This is a genomic window from Nocardia sp. NPDC050406 (assembly GCF_044459025.1).
Taxonomy (GTDB): domain Bacteria; phylum Actinomycetota; class Actinomycetes; order Mycobacteriales; family Mycobacteriaceae; genus Nocardia.
This window is the reverse complement of the sequence record NZ_JBITIM010000002.1, coordinates 315,686-335,543: the sequence shown is the minus strand read 5'-3', so window position 1 is coordinate 335,543 and position 19,858 is coordinate 315,686. Positions and strand designations below refer to the sequence as shown.

At 67.0% G+C, this 19,858-nt stretch carries 19 protein-coding genes; 16 read left to right on the top strand and 3 right to left on the bottom strand.

Annotated elements, in window-relative coordinates; all coding sequences use genetic code 11:
- Positions 1–27 precede the first annotated feature (27 nt).
- On the top strand, positions 28–765 hold the full coding sequence (locus ACIBH2_RS14965; protein ID WP_397117602.1) for a hypothetical protein: 738 nt from the start codon (positions 28–30) through the stop codon (positions 763–765).
- A 1-nt stretch (position 766) separates the two neighbouring features.
- Positions 767–1,444: a hypothetical protein gene (locus ACIBH2_RS14960; RefSeq protein ID WP_397117600.1), complete on the top strand. Its 678-nt coding sequence runs from the start codon at positions 767–769 to the stop codon at positions 1,442–1,444.
- Positions 1,445–1,519: 75 nt separating this feature from the next.
- On the opposite strand, the gene ACIBH2_RS14955 is transcribed toward ACIBH2_RS14960, so the two are convergent.
- Entirely contained in the window at positions 1,520–2,422 is a 903-nt protein-coding gene (locus ACIBH2_RS14955; RefSeq protein ID WP_397117598.1) for an oxygenase MpaB family protein, read from the bottom strand.
- Positions 2,423–2,638: 216 nt separating this feature from the next.
- Here ACIBH2_RS14955 and ACIBH2_RS14950 point away from each other — a divergent pair, with 216 nt between their 5' ends.
- The 12 genes from ACIBH2_RS14950 (at position 2,639) to ACIBH2_RS14895 (ending at position 13,566) form a co-directional block, all read left to right on the top strand.
- A complete protein-coding gene (locus ACIBH2_RS14950; RefSeq protein WP_397117596.1) occupies positions 2,639–2,863 on the top strand; it encodes a hypothetical protein in 225 nt (74 codons plus the stop codon).
- A complete protein-coding gene (locus tag ACIBH2_RS14945; protein WP_397120757.1) occupies positions 2,863–3,051 on the top strand; it encodes a hypothetical protein in 189 nt (62 codons plus the stop codon). Before ACIBH2_RS14950 ends, ACIBH2_RS14945 begins: the two co-directional genes overlap by 1 nt.
- A gap of 67 nt (positions 3,052–3,118) precedes the next feature.
- Positions 3,119–3,928 (top strand): MlaE family ABC transporter permease, encoded by an 810-nt coding sequence (locus ACIBH2_RS14940; RefSeq protein ID WP_397120755.1) that lies wholly within the window; start codon positions 3,119–3,121, stop codon positions 3,926–3,928.
- Between the two features lies 1 nt (position 3,929).
- Positions 3,930–4,793: an ABC transporter permease gene (locus ACIBH2_RS14935; RefSeq protein ID WP_397117594.1), complete on the top strand. Its 864-nt coding sequence runs from the start codon at positions 3,930–3,932 to the stop codon at positions 4,791–4,793.
- Positions 4,794–4,800: 7 nt separating this feature from the next.
- A complete protein-coding gene (locus tag ACIBH2_RS14930) occupies positions 4,801–6,204 on the top strand; it encodes an MCE family protein (protein WP_397117592.1) in 1,404 nt (467 codons plus the stop codon).
- Positions 6,201–7,223, top strand: a complete 1,023-nt coding sequence (locus ACIBH2_RS14925; protein WP_397117590.1) for an MlaD family protein — start codon at positions 6,201–6,203, stop codon at positions 7,221–7,223. Before ACIBH2_RS14930 ends, ACIBH2_RS14925 begins: the two co-directional genes overlap by 4 nt.
- Positions 7,220–8,245, top strand: a complete 1,026-nt coding sequence (locus ACIBH2_RS14920) for an MCE family protein (protein WP_397117588.1) — start codon at positions 7,220–7,222, stop codon at positions 8,243–8,245. Before ACIBH2_RS14925 ends, ACIBH2_RS14920 begins: the two co-directional genes overlap by 4 nt.
- Positions 8,245–9,357, top strand: a complete 1,113-nt coding sequence (locus ACIBH2_RS14915; protein WP_397117586.1) for an MCE family protein — start codon at positions 8,245–8,247, stop codon at positions 9,355–9,357. The genes ACIBH2_RS14920 and ACIBH2_RS14915 overlap by 1 nt, the downstream gene beginning before the upstream one ends.
- Positions 9,354–10,499: an MCE family protein gene (locus ACIBH2_RS14910; protein ID WP_397117584.1), complete on the top strand. Its 1,146-nt coding sequence runs from the start codon at positions 9,354–9,356 to the stop codon at positions 10,497–10,499. The genes ACIBH2_RS14915 and ACIBH2_RS14910 overlap by 4 nt, the downstream gene beginning before the upstream one ends.
- Entirely contained in the window at positions 10,496–11,674 is a 1,179-nt protein-coding gene (locus ACIBH2_RS14905; protein ID WP_397117582.1) for an MCE family protein, read from the top strand. The genes ACIBH2_RS14910 and ACIBH2_RS14905 overlap by 4 nt, the downstream gene beginning before the upstream one ends.
- A 12-nt stretch (positions 11,675–11,686) precedes the next feature.
- Positions 11,687–12,286 carry a hypothetical protein gene (locus ACIBH2_RS14900; protein WP_397117580.1) on the top strand — a complete coding sequence of 200 codons (600 nt, stop codon included), beginning with the start codon at positions 11,687–11,689 and terminating at the stop codon, positions 12,284–12,286.
- The gene (locus ACIBH2_RS14895) at positions 12,283–13,566 is read left to right on the top strand and encodes a TetR/AcrR family transcriptional regulator (protein ID WP_397117578.1); all 1,284 of its coding nucleotides are present in this window, start codon (positions 12,283–12,285) and stop codon (positions 13,564–13,566) included. The genes ACIBH2_RS14900 and ACIBH2_RS14895 overlap by 4 nt, the downstream gene beginning before the upstream one ends.
- Before the next feature lie 32 nt (positions 13,567–13,598).
- Here the strand turns inward: ACIBH2_RS14895 and ACIBH2_RS14890 are convergent, their stop codons facing one another.
- Entirely contained in the window at positions 13,599–14,036 is a 438-nt protein-coding gene (locus tag ACIBH2_RS14890; RefSeq protein ID WP_397117576.1) for an SRPBCC family protein, read from the bottom strand.
- Positions 14,037–14,181: 145 nt separating this feature from the next.
- On the opposite strand from ACIBH2_RS14890, the gene ACIBH2_RS14885 reads away from it, so the two are divergent.
- On the top strand, positions 14,182–15,405 hold the full coding sequence (locus tag ACIBH2_RS14885) for a TetR/AcrR family transcriptional regulator (protein WP_397117574.1): 1,224 nt from the start codon (positions 14,182–14,184) through the stop codon (positions 15,403–15,405).
- An 87-nt stretch (positions 15,406–15,492) separates the two neighbouring features.
- Here the strand turns inward: ACIBH2_RS14885 and ACIBH2_RS14880 are convergent, their stop codons facing one another.
- A complete protein-coding gene (locus tag ACIBH2_RS14880; RefSeq protein WP_397117572.1) occupies positions 15,493–15,783 on the bottom strand; it encodes a hypothetical protein in 291 nt (96 codons plus the stop codon).
- A 253-nt stretch (positions 15,784–16,036) separates the two neighbouring features.
- Between ACIBH2_RS14880 and ACIBH2_RS14875 the strand changes: the two genes are divergently transcribed.
- The gene (locus ACIBH2_RS14875; RefSeq protein WP_397117570.1) at positions 16,037–19,489 is read left to right on the top strand and encodes a BTAD domain-containing putative transcriptional regulator; all 3,453 of its coding nucleotides are present in this window, start codon (positions 16,037–16,039) and stop codon (positions 19,487–19,489) included.
- The last annotated feature ends 369 nt before the right edge of the window (positions 19,490–19,858 follow it).

Genomic DNA, 19,858 nt, shown 5'->3' with positions numbered 1-19,858 from the left:
ATCAGCAAGAAAGGTCGGGGGATTCGCATGGCGAAACACCGAAAACAAACATCGACGCAGCGACTGGCGGCCCGCGCCGCCGTCACCGTGCTCCCCATGGCGGCCGTCGTCACCGGCGCCGCCGTCACCCAGGCGGCACCGCCGCAATTCATCGCCCCGCAGCCGGGGGTCACCACGCCGCCCAATCCGGGCACGCAGGCTCCTGCCCCGGGTGACTCGCCGACGCGGCAGCCGGGGGTCACCACGGCGAACACGCCGCCACCCATGTCCTATGTCGCCCCCGAGGACGACCTGCGCGGTATCGCCCCGGAGACCGACTACCTGCCCGCGCGCCAGATTCCGCAGCGGGAGTACGTGGCTCCGCTGCGACCCGAGGCCCTGCACGCACCCGAGCCGGAGCCCGCGGTGGCACCCATCGTCGTCGAGCCCGTGACCATTCGTATCGGCGATATGGTCACGGCCGCACCGGATTTCCTGGCCGCCGATCAGGTGGACCAGTTCAACGCGGTCTTCGCACGACCCGAGGCCGATATCTCGCAATTCGCGCGCTCGGTCGGCGTCGCGCCCAGTCGCGCCGACAGTGTCGCGTCGGCGGCGATCGCCGGTGCGGTGGGCGGCGCGGCCCTCGGTTGCGGCGTGGTGGGCGGCATCGCCCTCGCCACCGTGATCGGCGCACCGCTCGCGCCGATCGGCTGTGTCAGTTGGGGAGTGCTCGGCGGCATCACCGGTGCCGCCATCGGCGCCGGAATCGGAGGGTTGCGCTGAGATGAGAATCAGGAAGTTCGATATGCGAGTCGAGAAGTTCGCCGCCACCGCGCTGCTGGCCATCGCGGCCACCACCATCGCGTCCGGGACGGTCCACGCCGCCCCCGCCGCACAGCCGACCGAATCCATCCACCAACCGGTGCTGTTGCGCGGCGACGACCACGGCGTCACGTTCACGAGCCAGCTCACCGCCGACAGCGGTGCTGTCACAACGGTTCTGGACACGGGCACGTTCGCGCTCTCCGCCACGGGCGACGCCATCGCGGTATCCGACGCGCAGGGGCGCGGCATTGCCACGGTGCCGCTCACCTACCGCGCCCACGGCCTGGACATCGCGCTGCGGCCCACCATCGAGAAGGCGGGCAAGGAGCTGACCTTGCGCCCGGCCTCCGTCGCGCCGGAGGCCGTTCGCGAGGTCGCGTTGCGCGATATCGGCACCGCCGAGGAGCGGTGGAACGCCGAGTTGCAGCGCGCGTCGTTCGGCGCTCTCATCGGTGGGGCCATCGGCCTGCTCATCAGCCTGCCGATCTTCGGCCTGCTGTTCTTCCCGGTCGTGCTGGCCGCGATCGCCGTCGGCGCGGGAATCGGCCTGCTCGCCGCCGGTGGGCAGCCGCTCATCGACGCCGGAATCGCGCATTTCGGCGGCCAACCCGAGCCGCCGACGCAACCGGCTCCGTAAGGTAGCCACGACTGCGGCGCAGGTGAACTTCGGTTCTCCTGCGCCGCAGTCGTTTTCGTGCCCCGCGAAGCGAACTCAGATGAGTGGCTTGTTCTTTCGGATTCGGCGGCGGACATCCCAGAGGACGGCGTGGGTGGGGGCGGCGCGGAGGAATTTGGGGAGGAAGCGGTTGACGAAGCCCACGAAGAGGAAGAGGTGTTCGAAGCGGCGTTGGTCGGCGGGGGTCCAGGCAACGCCCAACTGAGCGCGGAAGTGGGGGGCGAGGAAGCCCGTGGTGAGGAATTTCAGGAGGCCGCCGAAGGTGATTCGGAGGTACCAGGGGATCATGCGCAGGTTCAGCAGGTCGTCTATGTAGGCGCGGATCTTGGCGTCGGCGGCGACCTGTTCGCACGCGCGGTTCCAGTAGGTGTCGAAATCGGCGCGGGTGGGCGGCCACATATCCTCGGTGACCTGCAAGGTCGTGCCCAGCGTCGCCGATGAACCGTAGAACGATTCGGCCTGTTCCGGACTCATCCTGCCGTGCAGCAGTTGATAGGAGTCCTCGAAGCCGACGTAGAGACAGGCCGCGATCCACAGCTGTAGCCCGCGGTCGAAGGCGTTGTATTTGACCTTCGCGTCGGGGGCCGAACGCACTTGGCGGTGCGCGACATTCACGGCCTCGCGATAGGCGACCTTGTCCTCGGGACTGCCGAGAATCGCGACCGCGAGATAGGAAGCCGTGGTGCGCAGGCGTTTCCACGGATGCACCATGAGCGCACCGGATTCCACCGTGCTGTCGGCGACCCCGTAGCCGACCGCCGGACGCGACATCTGCATGGCCACATTGGCGGCCGCACCGGCGAACTGCCAGAAGTCCAGGGCGTCGGGCAGCACCGGCGGCCGCTTGGTCTCCGACCGGTGCGCGGCGGGAATGCGAATGCGGGTCTGCTCGGTGGTGAGCGGGGTCGAGTACGGCTCCAGCGGCTGCGCGGCGGTCATCGTCGTCCTTCCTGCACGCGTCTCGTTGGCGTGAATGAACCATAACTTCTGACGAAGCTTTGTCGACCATATTCGGTGCTACACCCACGAAGTTGGCGCGTTCTGCCTACCCGCAAGGGGTTCCATTCCTAGGAATGATCAGTAACATAACCGAGCGTGGCGGCGATCACATCGCGGGTCGCCAACCGCCTTCGGGCAGGTGAAAGGACTGTTTCAATGCTGAAGCGGCTGGACCGGATACTCAGCTACGAGATGAAGGTGTCCGAGTTCCTCGGGACGCTCATCATCGTCGGGATTCCGTACGGGTTGATCGGCGTGGTGTGGACGCTCACCCACACCGATCATCTGAAAGATATGCACGGCCTCGATGTCGTCGTCTCGTTCCTCGGATCCATCGTGTGCTGGCCGGTGCTCACCTTCGCGAATGTGTGCATGACGTAATGATGGCGCTGGTCTGGCTCATCGACATCGTGGTGATCGGCGTCAAGATCCTCGGTGGGCGAACGAAAGTCAATCCGGTCCTGCGCGTGGGCCTGTGGGTCGCCGTACTCGGCGTGCTCGCCGCGGGCGTCGCGACGCTCGGCTTCGGGCTCGTAGTGCTGCAACGGCAGCTCGAGGACCTCGCGTGAAGGAGCATCCGTGACAATCACCGAACCGATCGTCGAAAAACCCACCGAGACAGGTGAAGTCGAGAAGATCGCCGACAGCCTCACGGGCTTGTGGCGACGACATCCGCAACGCTCCCTCGAAACCCTGGGCCGCCAGGTCGATTTGGGGCGCGACGCACTGAAACAGCTGTTCCTGGCCCTGTTTCAGCGCCGCTTCCCCTACCAGGAATTCATCAAGCAGTGCGCGTTCATGACGAGTGTCTCGGCCGCGCCCACGGTCCTGGTGGCGATACCCATCGCGGTGGTGGTCTCCATCCAGGTGGGCGCACTGGTGAACCAGGTCGGCGCGACGACCTTCATCGGGGCGGTGGCCGGTCTCGGCATCATCCGCCAGGGCGCGCCGCTGGTCACCTCGCTCATGATCGCGGGCGCGGTCGGCTCGGCCATCTGCGCGGATCTGGGCTCGCGCACCATTCGCGAGGAGATCGACGCCATGATGGTCATGGGCGTGGACCCGGTCCGGCGTCTGGTGGCACCGCGGGTGGCGGCCGCGGTTCTGGTGAGCATGCTGCTGTGCGGCTTCATCGTCTTCGTCGGCTTCGCGACGGCCTACATGTTCAACGTCTACGCCCAGGCCGGAACGCCGGGCTCGTTCATGGGATCGTTCGCCTCCTTCGCGGTCGCCAACGACCTGGTGGTCGCGCTCATCAAGGCGGCCGTGTTCGGGATGCTGACCGCGATCATCGCCTGCGATATCGGCCTGCACGCGCACGGCGGCCCCGGCGGCGTCGCCAATGCGGTGAATTCGGCGGTGGTGAGTTCGGCGCTCATGCTCTTCGCCACCAACATCATTCTCACCCAGCTCTACAACACCCTCTTCCCGACCAAGGTGATCTGACGTGGGAAGCACATACACCCCGCCCGCGTTCAAGCCGGTGCGCGCCGTCGGCAACGCGATATCGGTTCCGGTACAGGCGAATCAGCGGCTCGGCCATCAGGTCATCACCTTCTTCCAGGCGCTGGCCGCGATCCCCTTCGTCATGAAGCACTACCGCAAGGAGGTGCTGCGGCTCACCGCCGACGTCGGCTGGGGCAACGGCTCCCTGGTGGTCGGCGGCGGCACGGTCGGCGTGGTGGTGCTGCTGTGCGGCTTCGGCGGCATCACCGTGGGCATGGAATCGTTCACGGCGCTGAACCTGCTCACCATGAGCCCGCTCACCGGCGCGATCTCCGGCTTCGCCACCACCCGTGAACTGGCCCCGATCATCGCCACGCTGGCCTTCGCCATTCAGGCGGGCTGCCGCTTCACCGCGCAGCTGGGCTCCATGCGCATCGCCGAGGAGATCGACGCGCTGGAATCCATTGCCATTCGCCCGCTTCCGTATCTGATCAGCACCCGCATGATCGCCTCCACCCTCACCATCATCCCGCTCTACAGCGTGGGTCTGGCGACGGCGTACCTGGCGACGAAGCTGTCGGTGCTCATTCTCGGCGGTACCACCGCGGGCACCTACGACCACTACTTCTTCCAGTTCCTCCTGGGACCGGACGTCTTCTGGTCGCTGCTCAAAGTCATTGTGTTCGTGATGATCTCGACGTTCATCCAGTGCTACTACGGCTATGTCGCCACCGGCGGCCCCGAGGGTGTCGGGGTGGCGGCCGGACGCGCCATCAAGATGGTCATCGTCGTCATGGTCTTCGCGAATCTGTGTCTCACCCTTGCCATCTGGGGTATCGACCCCGGCTTTCGGATTTCGGGATAGGGGTTTCATGCTGCTCGATCCCAGCGGCCGGGGACCTACGGCGCGCCAACTCTCCCTGGCCGGATTGGCCATGATCACCGCGGTCGCGGTGCTGCTGTATCTGCTCGCCCTGCGCTACAACGGGCGCTTCGAGGACAAGGTGCCGGTGACCGCCGTGCTCACCAGCACCGGTGACGGCCTGCCCGCCCATGCCGATGTGAAGTTCCGCGGCATGATCGTCGGCAGTGTCAGCGCCGTCGAGGTGGTGGCGCGCGGCGAACGCCAAGAGGCCGAGATCGCGCTGAAACCCCGGGTGGCGGCGATGATTCCGGCCACCGTGGCGGCGCGCGTCATTCCCAACAATATCTTCGGCGTGACCGCGGTCGAATTGGTCGACACCACCCCGACCGAGCGCACGCTGAGCGCCGGAGCCACCATTGCGGAGGACACCAGCGCGGGCACGGTCCAACTCCAGACCACCCTCAATGTGCTGCGCGATGTGCTCGACAATATTCAGCCCGAGAAGCTCGGCCGGGTCCTCGCCACCCTGGCCACGGCGCTCGATCCCGGTGCGCGCGTGCCCGGTTCCACCGTCGAACGCTTGGACAACTGGCTCACCGAGGTGCGCGCCACCCCGGGCATCGGCGATCTGCTCGGCGATCTGGGCCGCGCGTCCACCGCGCTGAGCCAGTCCGCTCCCGATCTGGTCGAGGTGCTCTCGCGCTCGGTCACCACCGCGCGCACCCTCACCGAACAGCGCGCGAATCTCATTGCCCTGCTGACCACTGGCGGCACGGCGGTGGACGCGGTGAACAGCCTCTTCGCCGCCAATCCCGACTCCGGCAAGTTCCTGGTCTCGGGCCTGGACGACCTGTTCGGCAGCCTCGCCCAGGACCCGCAGGCCATCCCCTACTCCGTGGCCAATCTCAATACCGCGCTGCAACGGCTGCAGTCGGTGTTCAGCTTCGGCCCCAAGCGCCAGATGGTGTGGAAGATGGATGTCAGCTTCACGCCGTTCCAGCAGTACACGGCGGCGGACTGCCCGCGCTACGGCGAGCTCGCCGGACCGCGCTGCGGCGGCGCCACGGTGCCGGAAGTGGCTCCGGCACAAGAGTATCCGGCGTCGCTGCTGCCGAAGCACCTGGACGCGGCCGGTCCCGCGCCGGTCACGCAGCCGAGCCTGCCGACCATTCCGGGACTGCCCACCCTGCCCGCGATTCCTGGCCTTCCAGCTATTCCGGGACTCACCGCACCCGCCGCGCAGACCGAGCAGACACCCGATGGCGCGCAACCCGCGGGCCTGCGCGGTCAGGACGCGGTGGCCGCCATCGTGGGCGGCAAACCCAATATGGCGCAGTACCTGCTCATGTCGTCGGTGCTGGCCGGTGGCTCCCTGGTACCCGCCGACTCCGCGACCGGAGGTGCGGTATGAAATCCGGAAAAGCCTTGGCGGGCTTCAGTGTTTTCGCCGTCATCGCGGTGGTGCTGACCTACACCATCTGGTCCACCCTGCAACGGTCGGTCGCCGGACCCACGCACAGCTACTCCGCCGTCTTCTCCGATGTGCTGGGCCTGCGCGTGGGCGACGACATTCGCATGGCGGGGGTGCGAGTCGGCCGCGTGGACCGCATCGACTTCACCGACGGCTACCGCGCCCAGGTCGACTTCCGCATCGAGGACGACCAACACCTCACCACCGCCACCAAAGCCCTTGTGCGCTACCAGAATCTGATCGGTCAGCGCTATATCGCGCTCATGCCGGGCAAGGAAGCGGGACAGCCGCTGGCGCCGGGCGGGCGGATTCCGATCGAGCGCACCGAACCGTCCTTCGATGTCTCCTCGCTGCTGTCGGGCTTCGAGCCGCTGTTCAGCGTATTGCAACCGGATCAGGTGAATTCGCTGTCGGAGACGCTGATTCAGGCCTTGCAGGGCAATGGCGTCTCGCTCAGCGCCCTGGTCACCCAGGCCGCCGAGCTGGCGGGCACCTTCGGGCAGCGCGACAAGATCCTCGGCGATGTGATCGCCAACCTCAGCAGTGTGGTGGCGGGCCTGGCCAATCGCAGCGGTGAGCTGGAAACGCTCATCACCCAGACCCGTTCGCTCACCGAGGCGCTCTACAGCCAGGGCGAGGTGTTGAAGACCTCGGTGGACCGCGTGGCCACCGCCACCGATTCACTGGTCGGCATCATCTCGACCGTCAAACCCAATGTCGTTGCCGCACAGAACGACGCGACCACCGGTGTCGCGCTGCTGTTGCTCAATGGCGCGGCACTGGACCAGGCCGCGGTGCAATTGCCCGACGTCCTCAACGCGCTGGCGCGGTTCACCAGCTACGGCACCTACGGCAACGCCTATATCTGCCGTCTGGACGTATCGCTCTACGGGATCTTGTTCCCGCCCGGCCTGTTCTCGCAGGTCGGCGGAGAGTCCCAATCGGAGGTGTGCCGATGATCGAGAAACTGCGCGGGCGTCCGCGGCTGCCGAGTTTTCTCGGGAACCGGTATCTACGGCTCGGCCTCCTCGCGGCCGGATTCGTGGTGCTGTTGCTGGTCGGATCGACCGTATTCGAACAGGCGCGGTTGGGCGACAGGACAATTCACGCCGAATTCGCCCAGGCCGCCGGATTACGCGCCGGTGCGACCGTGGATGTCTCGGGTATCGAGGTCGGCCAGGTGCAGGCGGTGCGGCTCGAGGGCGACAAGGTCGTGCTGGATATGAAGATCCGCCGCGACGTGAAACTCGGGTCGGATGCCAGGGCCGCCATCAAGATGTCCACCATTCTGGGGCGGCTGCACATCGAGCTGGTGCCCGGCGACGGAAAAGGCCTGCCGGGCAATCGCATCAAGCTCGACAACACCACGGTCCCCTACAACCTCGGCAAGGTCATCCAGGATCCGAAGTACAAATCCTCCTTCGAGCACATCGAGCGCATCGACCCGCAGAAGCTGCGCCAAGCCCTGGATCTGGTGACCCAGCAAATGGGAACCTCTCCGGAATTGGCCGTGCAGGCGCTCGACAGTGTCGGCGCGCTCGCCAAGGTGATCAGCGACCGCGGCGCCGAGGTGGACCTGCTGCTCAAATCCCTGGATACGGTCTCGACATTGGTGTCGGACAATCAGAACGGCGTGCTGCTCCTGCTCACCCAGGGCGCGGCCATCGGCACGGCGGTCCAACAGCGACAAACCCTGTTGCAGTCCCTGCTCGACAATGTGGCCTCGCTGTCGCGGCTGCTCCAGGAAATGGGGCTGGAGAACAATGGCCAACTCGGCCCGCTGATCACCGATCTCAACACCATGTCCGAGGGCCTGGAGAAGAACAAGGACAACCTCGACCGGCTCTACGAGATCATGCCGGTGGCTCTGCGGCAGTTCAACAATGTGCTCGGCAACGGCCCCTACGGCGAGGTGTACGCGCCGTGGCTGTTCCCGGACAACTGGCTGTGCCTGGTCCAGGCGGTACAGGGGTGCAAGTAATGCTGAAATCGATTCGCGCATGGACCAAACTGGCGGTGCTGTGCTGTGTCGCGGGGATGGCGTCCGGCTGTTCGCTGCTCCCCGATGCCCTGAGTTCACTACCGGGTCAATACCTCGGTGACCGTATGCGCATCAGCGCGGATTTCGAGAATGTGGCCGGACTCTATGCCGGAAACGAGGTCGCTGTCCTGGGCGTCCCGGTCGGCACCGTGGATTCGGTGACGCCGCGGGGCAGCTATGTCGAGGTCATCATGTCCATCGATCGAGGCGTCGCCATACCCGCCGACGCCATGGCGGCGCTGGTGAATCCGCAGCTCATTACCAATCGGCACGTGGAACTCGCGCCCGCCTACACCGGCGACGGACCGACGCTGAAAGACGGTGAACACATTCCCTTGCAGCGCACCAGGGTTCCGGTCGAACTGGATCGCATTCTGCAAAACTTCGACCAGCTCGGCGCGGCGTTGAAGGGCGACAACGAGACCGGGCCGATGGCCAGCCGGGTGCTGTTCCCGCTGCTCGACGGCAATGGCGACCGACTACGGGAAACCCTCGACGCCTTGTCCTCGGCCTTCGAGGTGACCTTCGCCAACAAGGACCAGATCTCCAACACCATCATCAAGCTCAACGAGATCACCCAGATCATCGCCCAGAACGATCAGACCGTACGCGAATTCAGCGGCAGGCTCACCGAATTGGTGACGCTCATGGGGCAGCAGGCCCCCGGTATCCAGGCGGTGCTGGCGCAGCTCGACGATTTCGTCACCAATACCGCGAGCCTGGTCGGCGAGAACCGCGAACAATTGGCCGGAGCGCTGAACCGGTTCGTCACCATTACCGAACAGATGCGCACCAATGCCCGCGGTCTCACCGAGATCGTGGATGTCGGTCCGCTCATGTTCCAGAACCTCGCCAATGCCACCAGCCACGAACACGGCGCGCTGCGCATGCACGGGCTTCTGGACAAGGTCGTGCTCGACAGCGAAGCGCTGGCGGTGTTCTGCGACCGCGTCATGCTGCGCTCGGACGGCTGCCGCACCGGCAAGGTCCAGGACTTCGGCCCCGATTTCGGGCTCGCGGCGGCACTACTCGGGATTGCGACCATCGAATGAGAATCCGCACAACGACTTTCGCGGCCGCCCTCACCGCCGCGGCGCTCACCGGGGCCAGCGGCTGCGCGGTGACGGTGAATACCGTCCCCATGCCCGAACCGGGTATCGGCGCACCCGGCTACACCATTCGCGCGGCCTTCACCGACGCGCTGAATCTGCCCGACCGCGCGCACGTGAAGATCGGCGGCACCGATATCGGCGTCGTCACCGATATCTCGACCACGAATTACATCGCCGAGGTCGAAATGCTCATTCGCGAGGACATTCGACTTCCCAAGGGCACCACCGCCCAACTGCGGCAGGGCACGCCGCTCGGCGACATCTTCGTGGCCATGACGCTGCCGTCGGCCCAGGAGGCGGGCGAGCCCATGCGCGACGGGGACGCCATCGGCACCGATGCCACCTCGGCGGGCGCGTCGGTGGAACAGCTCATGATGTCGATCTCCCTGCTGCTCAATGGCGGCGGCCTCAATCAGGCCGCGCGCATCACCAGCGAAATGGACTCCATGTTCGCCGGACGCGCACCGCAGCTACAGCACCTCATCACCGAAATGACCAGTGTCATCGCGGCTTTGAACCAGCGCACCGGCGATATCGACGCCACCCTCGTCGGGCTGAACGTGCTCGCGGGCGAATTGGCCCGGCGCAAAACGGAACTGGGCGCGGCTGCCGACACCTTCCCCGCGCTGATCGGGCTCGTCAACGAGAACAATCAACAGATCGTCGACCTGCTCACCAAGGTCTCCACCACCATGAGCGCGCTGGGCGACTTCAGCACCACCACCGGCGACGACTTCGTCGGACTGTTCGAGAGCATTCAGGCGCTCATGTCCGGATTCACGCAGATGGGCGACAATCTCACCGGCACCCTGGACGGGTTGAACACGCTCTACCCCTCGCTCATGTCGAGCTTCCGAGGACCGACGCTGGCCATCGGCGCGACGGTGTCGTATCTCAGCCTCGGCGCGCTCACCGACCCCACCGGCAGCCGGTGGCCGGAACTGGGCGACGCGGGGCAGTTCGTGGGCAGTCTGGTACAGGTGTTGGAGAAGGTCTTCGGACGCGTGACGAGTCCGCCGCGCGCACCGGAAACCACCGCGCCGCAGCCGGATTCGGACCAGCCGCAGGAGGGTGAGCGATGAACTCACCCCTGTGGCAGTGGGTGGTCCGCCGCCGGATCGGCATCGCCAACCTCGGCCTGGTGGCGGTGTTGCTCCTCGGCGTCGGCTATATCGGCGGCTATGTGCTGCGGTTCAACCCGATTCCGCACACCTTCGTGGTGACCGTCGAACTCGCCTCCTCCGGCGGCCTGATGCCCGGCAACGACGTGACCTTCCGGGGAAGCCGGGTCGGCAGGGTCATCGATGTCCGCGTCTCCGGCGACGGGATCGCCGCCGAGGCCGAAATCGAGGACACCACCAGGATTCCGGTGGGCGGCACCGTGGCCGTGGGACGGCTCTCCGCCGCCGGTGAACAGTATCTGGACTTTCGGCCCGATACCGATACCGGGCCGTACCTGCACGACGGTTCGGTGGTCGAACGCGCCCGCACCAGCGTGCCGGTGCCGATTCAATCGGTCTTCGCCAATCTCAGCGACTTCATCGGCGGATTGAATCCGGACCGGCTGACGGTGATCGTGGACGAACTCGACAAGGCACTCGCCGGGGGCCCGGATCGGCTGCGCAATATGATCTCCGGCATCAGCCGGGCCATGGCCGGACTCACCGATCTGCTGCCGCAGACCCGCCAGCTCATCGAGAATCTCGAGATCATCGCCGACACCACGTCCTTGGCACAGCCCGATCTGGGCACGCTGACGGCGGCGGGCAGCACCCTGTTCGACCAGTTCGCCGCCGCCGACCGGGAATTGCGAAATCTGTTGCGGCAGGGGCCCGATCAGCTCGCCGTACTGGGCGGGTTCCTGAGCGAGAACCAGGATCCCATGACGAATCTGGTGACCAATTTCGTGGCCATCACCAAGGCCGCCAAACTGCGCCAGCCCGCCATCGAGGCGCTGTTCCCGGCGCTGCGGGTGGGTTCGGAGGCCATCGGCATTCCCGCCCACGACGGGGCCTATCACACCCTGGTCGATCCCTGGCCCCGCCCGACCTGCGAATACGACACCATCCCGGTGGTGCCCACCGAGGCGACCGTCGACACCCGGGTGCGCCTCTACAACTACTGCGTCACGGACAATCCCGCACTCCAGGTGCGCGGTTCGGCCAATGCCCCGCGACCCGATGTGCCCGACAACGGAGCCAGCGCGCCGCCGGGGGTCACCGGCAACGAGCTCTCCCAGCCGGTCCCGGCCCGATAGGAATGAGATCTCTTGAGTGACAACGAGTCCAGCGAGCCGACCGAAGCCGTGAGCCTCGACAAGGAGGTACCGGCTGAGCCGAAGCGCCGAGTGTCGCTGCCCAGACCGGGCCGTCGCACCGTGACGACCATCGCCGCGACGGCCGTCGTATCGCTCTGCGCCACAATAGGTTCCACGGTGTACTTCTACGACCAGCACCGAGACAGTCAGGAAATCCTCGATGCCCGCGAGGAGGCCCGCCTCGCCGCCTGCGCCTACGCACCCACCCTCGCCACCTACGACGCCAAGAACCTCGATGCCTGGATCACCGGCGTCATGGCTGGCGCGACCGGCGACTGGCGCACCCAATTCGATTCCACCAGCAAGGACTTGAAGGAGGTGCTGGCCAAAGGCGAGGTGGTGTCGAAGGCGACGGATGTACAGTGCGCCATTCGCACCGGCGACGCCACCTCGGCGGAGGCGATCGTGATCATCGGCCAGACCATCACCAGCCTGGGCACCCAGGGCAAGGCGTCGCCCGGCCAGCTCTCCACGGTCTTGCACCTGGAAAAGAGCGGCGATCGCTGGCTGGTGAACAAGGTGGATTCGCCACTAGGGGTGCCGCAGCGGTGAGTATCGCTGCCGCCGGGGGGAATTCGGGGGAACCGGCCGCCGACTCGGGTATCGGGGGTACGCGCGGACCGGCCGGAGCACGGCCGGTGCGGCGGCGGCCGCGCGACCGCCGTGCCCAGATAGCCGTCGCGGCGGCGGAGGCGTTCAGCGCGCTCGGCTATCACGGCGTGAGCATGGAGGAGATCGCGGCGCGGCTCAGCCTCAGCTCCACCGCCCTGTACCGGCACTACCCCAGCAAGTACGCGCTGTTCCGCACCGAGGCGCTGCGCCTGGGCGCGGTCTGCGCCGCCGCCACGCGCTTCCCGCCCGAGGCCGCGGGGTGGAGCGTCGAACAGCGACGGCGGCATCTGTTCGACGCGGTCATCGGGGCGGGTATCGCCAACCGGCGCAGTACCGCCCTGCTGCGCTGGCAGGGCCGCTATCTCGAACCCGAGGACCGCGCGGTGGTCGCCGCCGACCTGGCCGCCGTCGCCGCCGCCGGACGGGCACTGCTCGGCGAGAGCCGCCCCGAGCTCGACGAGCCTACGAAAACCGTACTGGCACAATCCATTCAGAGCATCGTCAGCAGTATCGGCGACCATCACGTGGCCTTGCCCGCCAGGGTGCTCGCCGATCGGCTGCGCGCCGCCTGCCTGGCGGTGTGGCGCTGCGAACTCCCGCCGCCCGGCGGTCCGCATGGCCGACCCGCGCCCGCGGTCCCGCCCACCTTCACCCATGAGCTGGTGCTGAAGCATGCCGTGGCACTGTTCCACGAATACGGCTACCCCCATGTCAGCGTCGAGGACATAGCGGTTGCCGCAGGTTTGCCGACCCCTTCGGCGATCTACCGCTTCTACCACTCCAAAGGCGATCTGCTGGCCGCCGCGTTCCGCCGGGCGGCCGACCAGGTGTCGGCGGCCATCGGCCCCGCCGTGGCCGCCGCGCCCTCCCCCGCCGCCGCCCTCACGACCCTCGTCGACCTCTTCGTCGCGGGATCCTTCGCCGAGCGCGAGCTGACCTTCGTCTACTACGCCGAGATCTCGAACGTGCCCTCCGACCAGCGCAAGCGACTGCGCGCCATCCAACGGCTCAATGTGGAGGAGTGGGCCAAACTGCTCGCCGCGACCCGCTCGGACCTGACACCCGCCGAAGCCCGACTCCTGGTCCACACTGCCCAGGCTCTGGTCATCGACCTGGGCCGCCGCTTCGGCTCCGACGACCCGACCTGCTCCCGACAACGGGTCGCGCACCTGATGCGGATCATTCTCTTCGGCGACGCCACGGCCGATGCCGTGCCGTAACCATCACCGCGATGCCGCCGGTCGGCGGGGAGCTATTCGCCGCGCAGTTCCCGGGCCGCGGTGCTCAGCACCATATGGAAGCCGCCGCGGATCATGGGCAGGAACACGTGGGTCGACAGGGCCGAACCGCGGCTGACCTCGAAAGTGGAGTGCCAGCGCACGTGGGTGCCTTCGGGCACCTCGGTGAAATCGACGGTGCCGTCCTGATGTCGTAGGCGCGGAATGGCATTCAGTATTCGATAGCGCACCTGGGTCGGCGGGGTGTATTCGGTGATCTCCTCGGTCAGCCGCATGAGCGGGGTGACGATGAGGCGGACCGCGCCCACGCCATTGCCATTGGTATTTCCGGGTCGGACCAGCGTGACCCGCCGGACCATCGGCACCCGTTGGAAGTTGGTGACATCGGTGAGCCAGTCGAAAACATCGGTGATGGGCGCGGCAATCGTGCGCTCCACCTCCACCGCGCGCATAGCGGCTCCATTCCCTCGCGGACGTGCCCATGCAGCCTACGGCGCACAACCGGGGCAACGACGAACAACGCTGGCGGCGAAAGGATTACAATTCGGACCGCCAACCCTGCACGGCCGCAAAGGCGCTGGTCGCTACGATTGCGACATGAAAGCCGCCGAGCCCGAACGCGTGATCCGCCGCCGCCCCAAGAACCGGCGCGCACAGATCGCCGCCACCTCGGCGGCCGCCTTCGGATCACTGGGCTACCACGGCGTCAGCATGGAGGATATCGCCGCGCGGCTCGGGATCAGCTCCGCCGCGCTGTACCGGCACTACCCGAGCAAGTACGCGCTGTTCCGGGAGGAGTTGCTGCGCCTGGGCCAGGTGACGGTGAACGCCGCCACCCTGCCCGAGGAGGCCGCCGACTGGACCCCGCGCGAGCGGCTGTCGCACCTGCTCGACGCGCTCATCGCCGAGACCATCGCCAATCGCTCCACCGTGGCGCTGACCCGGTGGGAGGGCCGCTATCTCGACGACGACGACCGGGCCGTGCTGAACGGCCAGTTCGCCCAGGCCGTGCGCACGCTGCGCAGGCTCATCGGCGCGGTGCGCCCGGAGCTGGACGGCCACGATCGCGCCGTGCGCGCGGCCACGGTGCTCTCGATCATCACCAGCATCGGCGACCACCATGCCGCCATGCCCGCGAAACCCCTTACCGCCCTGCTGCATTCGGCCTGCGACCGGGTGATCGACTGTGAGCTGCCGCCCGCCGCCGAGGCCCTCGCGCCGGTGCGCACGGTGGAGATTCCGCAGTCGTTCAAACACGAGCTGCTGTTGAAGAAGGCCGTCGAGCTGTTCCACGAGCGCGGCTATCCGAATGTGAGCATGGAGGACATCGCCGCGGCCGCGGATCTGTCGGCGGCCTCGGCGGTGTACCGGTACTACCGTTCCAAGAGCGATCTGCTCGCGGCCGCCTTCCGGCGCGCGGCGGATCGGGTGTCCGGGGCGATCGGCCCGGCGACGGCCTCCTCGTCGAGCGCCGCCGAAGCCTTGACCAAGCTCATCGACCTCTATGTCTCCGGCTCGTTCGCCGAACGCGAGCTGACTTTCGTGTACTACGCGGAGTTCGGGCACGTCTCGCCCGAGGAGCGCACCGTACTGCGCAATATCCAGCGGCTCATCGTCGCCGAATGGGTGCGCCTGCTGGTGGCGGTGCGCCCCGAGCTCTCCGAGGGCGAGGCGCGGATTCTGGTGCACGCCGCCTTCGGACTGGTGGTGGATCTGGGCCGGGTCTTCGGCGACGATCCGCGCATCTGCCCGCCAGCGCGGGTGATCCGCCTGATGGAGGTCACCTTGTTCGGACTGGAAGCGACGGCCCCGGCCTCCTGATCGGGCTCACACGATGGAGGGGCCGGGTGCCGCCGCGGCCGGAGTTGCCGCTCCGGCCACCGCTACCGATTCGGGCAGTGGGCACTGCTACCCATCGGCGGCGGCGAAAGCCGACACGGGGGTGAAGGGGGCGTAGTCACGGACGCACCCGGCCTCCCACTCCCACAGCGAGATCGGGTCGACCGAGACCCCACCCTGCAGGATGAGCCGCCAGCCGTCCTCCTCTCGCTGCCAGATATCGCCGTCACGGTCCCAATACAGACCGACCGCTTGGGGTTCGATATGGCTATTCGCCAGCATCTCGACGGGAACTGCCGGGCGCGCATTCATGCGGCCGATTGCCCGCAGCGCGAAACCCTGATGCTCAACGGATGCCACGTCCGTAACCATTGGCTTTCCCTTCGTCGTGTCGATGTCTATAAGTATTCGCTACTCCACTTCCGGGGAACTTTCGCGCAAGTTAAGGCGTGTCTTCCGAGCCAATTTATTTGCCGAATATTTGCCAGCTAACTTCAGCGGCGAAAAGTGGCCGTACAGTGGCACTTCCGGGCTAACGCCGGGGCAATCGGTGGAATAATTCATTTTCTTCAGCGCGCTCGATTCCACCCCGGTATGGAGGTTGTCGCGGAACATGGCGGAACCGCAAGTGAATGTGCTCGGGCCGCTACAGCTGTCCGTGAACGACCTACCGGTCGCTCTGGGCGCGACCATGTTGCGGGCGGTGCTCGCGCGGCTGGTGATCGCCGGTGGACGGGCGGTGAGCACCGACCGGTTGGTCGACGATCTCTGGGAGGGGCAGCCACCGCCCTCGGCCGCCTCGGTCCTGCAGGTGCACATTCACAATCTGCGCCGCACCCTGGAACCCGATCGGGCCCGCCGCGCGCCCTGCCGCTACCTGGTCAGCGAATCCTCCGGCTACGCACTGAAACTCGACACCGAGTCGGTGGACGCCTGGTGCTTCGAACAGCGGCTACGGGCCTACGAGGAGTGCCTGCGCGATCCGGCGCGCCTGCCCGATCCCCGGGAGCGCCGCCGCATGCTCGATGCCGCGCTGGCGTGTTGGAACGGCGCGCCGTTCGAGGGCCTGACCGGATTCGCCTGGGCCGCCCGAGAAGTCTCGCGGCTCACCGATTTACGGCTCACCGCGGCCGAACTTCGCGCTCAGATCGAACTCGACCTCAATCGCCCCACCGAGGTGGCCATCGAACTGCGGCCGCTGTTCGACGACCATCCCGAACGCGAGGAATGCGCGCGGCTGCTCGCCACCGCGCAATACCGACTCGGCCAACAGGCCCAGGCCCTGGCCACGATTCGACGTGCCCGCGAATATCTGCTCGAGGAATTCGGTATCGATCCCGGGCCCGCGCTGTGTGAACTCGAAACCGCGATTCTGAGCCATTCGGTGGCGCTCACGGCGGCGGACCCCACCGCGACTCCGGCCGCACGCGCAGCCGAAGTCCGCGATACGCGAACGTATTGCGGATATGGAACCGAACGCGCGGCACTTTTACGAGTGGCGGCGGAGACGCGCGGCGGGCAGTTGAGTTTGGCGTGGATTTCGGGAGAGGCCGGGGCGGGCAAAACCACGCTCGCCGATGCGGTATTGGGCCAATTGGCCGGGCAGCAGGGACAATTCGCCGATTCCGGACAGGTCGCCGGGCCGGAGTGGACCGTGGTGCGCGGCGGCTGCCCCGAGGTCGACGGCGCCCCGGTGGCGTGGGCCTGGGCGGAGATCATCGCCGAACTCGATCCGTCCGCACCCGATGTGCTGGCCGCCGGGGACGCGTTCACCGTGGCGCGGACGGTGGTCAAGCTGTGTCGGCAGGCGAGCGCCGCGCGGCCGGTGGCGATCCTGCTGGAAGACGCGCACCGCGCCGACGACGCCACCACACAGGTGCTGCGACAGGTGGTGAGCTGGCTGCGCAACGAGCCGGTGCTGATCGCCGTCACGCTGCGCGGTTCGGAGGCGGGGCCCGAATTGCGGGCCACCGCCGCGGCTTTGGCGCACTCCACCGCCGAGTGGGTGGAATTGAGCGGCGTCGATCTGGAGGCCACCCGGCAGGTCGCCCTGGACGCCGGGCTCGACGATCTGTCGCGCGACACCGTGGAGCTGCTGCACCGGCGGACCGGCGGAAATCCGCTCTTCATTCGCGAGATGGCGAAAACCCTTGCCGCGCAACAGGCGAGCGGCGACACCGCCGGGTACGCGGCGGAGCTGCCGGATTCGATTCGGGAGTTGATCAATCACCGGCTGACGGGGCTGCCCGATGGTGTCGCCGAGGCCCTGGCCCACCTGTCCATCTGGGGCGACGGCGTGGATCTGCGGATTCTGAGCCTGGCCATGGAGACCGGTGAGGACGAACTCATCGATGTGATCGCGGCGGCCGAGGCGGCGGGGCTGGTGCGCACCGACCGCACCGGGCGCATCACCTTCGACCACGCCCTCATCCACGACACTGTGTACCTGCGCATTCCGACCCTGCGGCGTATTCGAATGCATTGGGCGGCACTGGAATTGCTGGAGACGCACGCCGACGAATATCCGGGCCTGGCCCGCGACCCCGAGATCCTGGCCAGGCACGCGATTCTCGGGGCGCGACCGGATACCGCCGCGCACGCCCTGACCTACGTGGCGGCGGCGGTGCGGCGGTGCACCGAGCGACATATGCGCTCCGATTCGGCGAAGCTGTGGCGCGCCGCGGTCGATCTGCACGCGCTGGCCGGACACGATGGCGAGCAGGCCGACCGCGCCGATCGCACCGCGCTGTTCCGAGCCCGGTGTCAGTTGGTGAATGCCCTTGGCTACCAAGGGCATTTGCTGGAGGCGCGGGCGGAGCGGGATCGCGCCATCGCGCTGGCGAGACAGTTGGACGACCACGAACTGCTGGTGTGCGCGCTCACCTGTTGGCGGGCGCCCGTGGTGTGGGCGGTGCAGGACTATCTGGCGACCGACAACACCGTCCAGGACCTCATCACCGAATGTCTGGCGCGCGAACAGTCCACCGAGAACAAGATCCGGCTGCTCATCGCGGCGGTGTACGCGTTCACGCTGACACCCGAGGGGTTGGCCCTGGGGCATCAGCGCGGAACGCAGGCGGTGGCGTTGGCCCGCTGTCTGGGTGACCCTGAATTGCTGTGCGCCGCATTGAATGCCGCCATGTACATCCGTTTCGACGGCAGTGTCTATCCGCCGCAGCTGGCGCAGGAGATGCTGGCGGTGGCCAAGCGCGCGGGGCTCTCGGAGTATCGGACGCTGGCGCACTACGCGCTCTACCGGCGGGCGCTCTACGATGCCGAATTGGCCGAGGCGGCCCGGCAGGCGGCGACGGCCATCGAGGGCGCGACCGATGGGCAATTGCCGCAGCTGATGGAGATACTCCAGGTGTTCACCGCCATCTCGGCGCTGCTGTGCGGTGATATCCCCACCGCGCGCAAGGTCTACTACGAGCTCGGTGCGCGCATGGCCCAGCACGGCAATGCGAACGCCACCGTCCTGCGCGTCTGCGCCGATCTCGGATTGGCGTGGGCGCAGGGTGATCTCGCGCCGCTGGCCAAACCACTCAGCAAGATGTACTCCCAGCTCCCGAATTCCGCCGCACAGCCCTATATCGTGGCGCTCCTGCACGCCGGTGAACCCTCGCGCGCCCGCGCGCTCTACGACCGCTATTCACCGGAGTGGCCGTACTACTACCCGTTCGTCCTGGCCACCTTCCGCGCCCACGCCGCACTGCGATTCGGCGATGTGCGCGAAATTCGCCGCCTCTACGACAAACTCGTCACCCGCAGCGGCCGCATCTCCGGCATGGAGACCCTGCTCACCAGTTTCGGCCCGGTCGACGCGATCCTCGCCGAACTAGCTGCCGCACTGGGCGATTCGGAGTCCGCAACCATACACCGCAACCGCGCCGACCAATTGCTCCGCCGTATCCGCGCCGACCTGTCCGGCCTCGAAGCCCGCCAACGCCACCCCGCCGGAGCCCCGCACCTCCCCGCCTTCCGTAGCCCGATACACGCGAGCAAATCGACCGCGCGACCCACCGTTTCCCAGGTCGCGCGCATTGTCGACCACGCCCCCGGCGAGTAACGCGATCCTCGACGCCTTCGCGAGAAGCTGTACGCAACACGCCGCGTCCGCCCGAACAGGGAGAGCAGGGCGGGCGCGGCGTGTGCCTGTCCTCTAGGGGCTCGGCGGATACGTGATCGTGGAGCCGGTGAGGATCATCTGGGCCAGCATCTTGAACAGATTGTCCACGGCGCTACCGGTTTCCATGGTCGATCTCCTAGGGAGTCGCTGGAGCCGGGGCAGGGGTGACGGCTATGGCCGACCCCGAGGTGATGAGATGGGCTATGGCCTCTAGCAGGGTGGTGAATCCGCTACCGCTGTCCATGGGTATTCCTTTCGAAGGGGTTGTGGCGCGTTACGGCTATTTGGGGTTGTAGCTGGTGCTGGAGC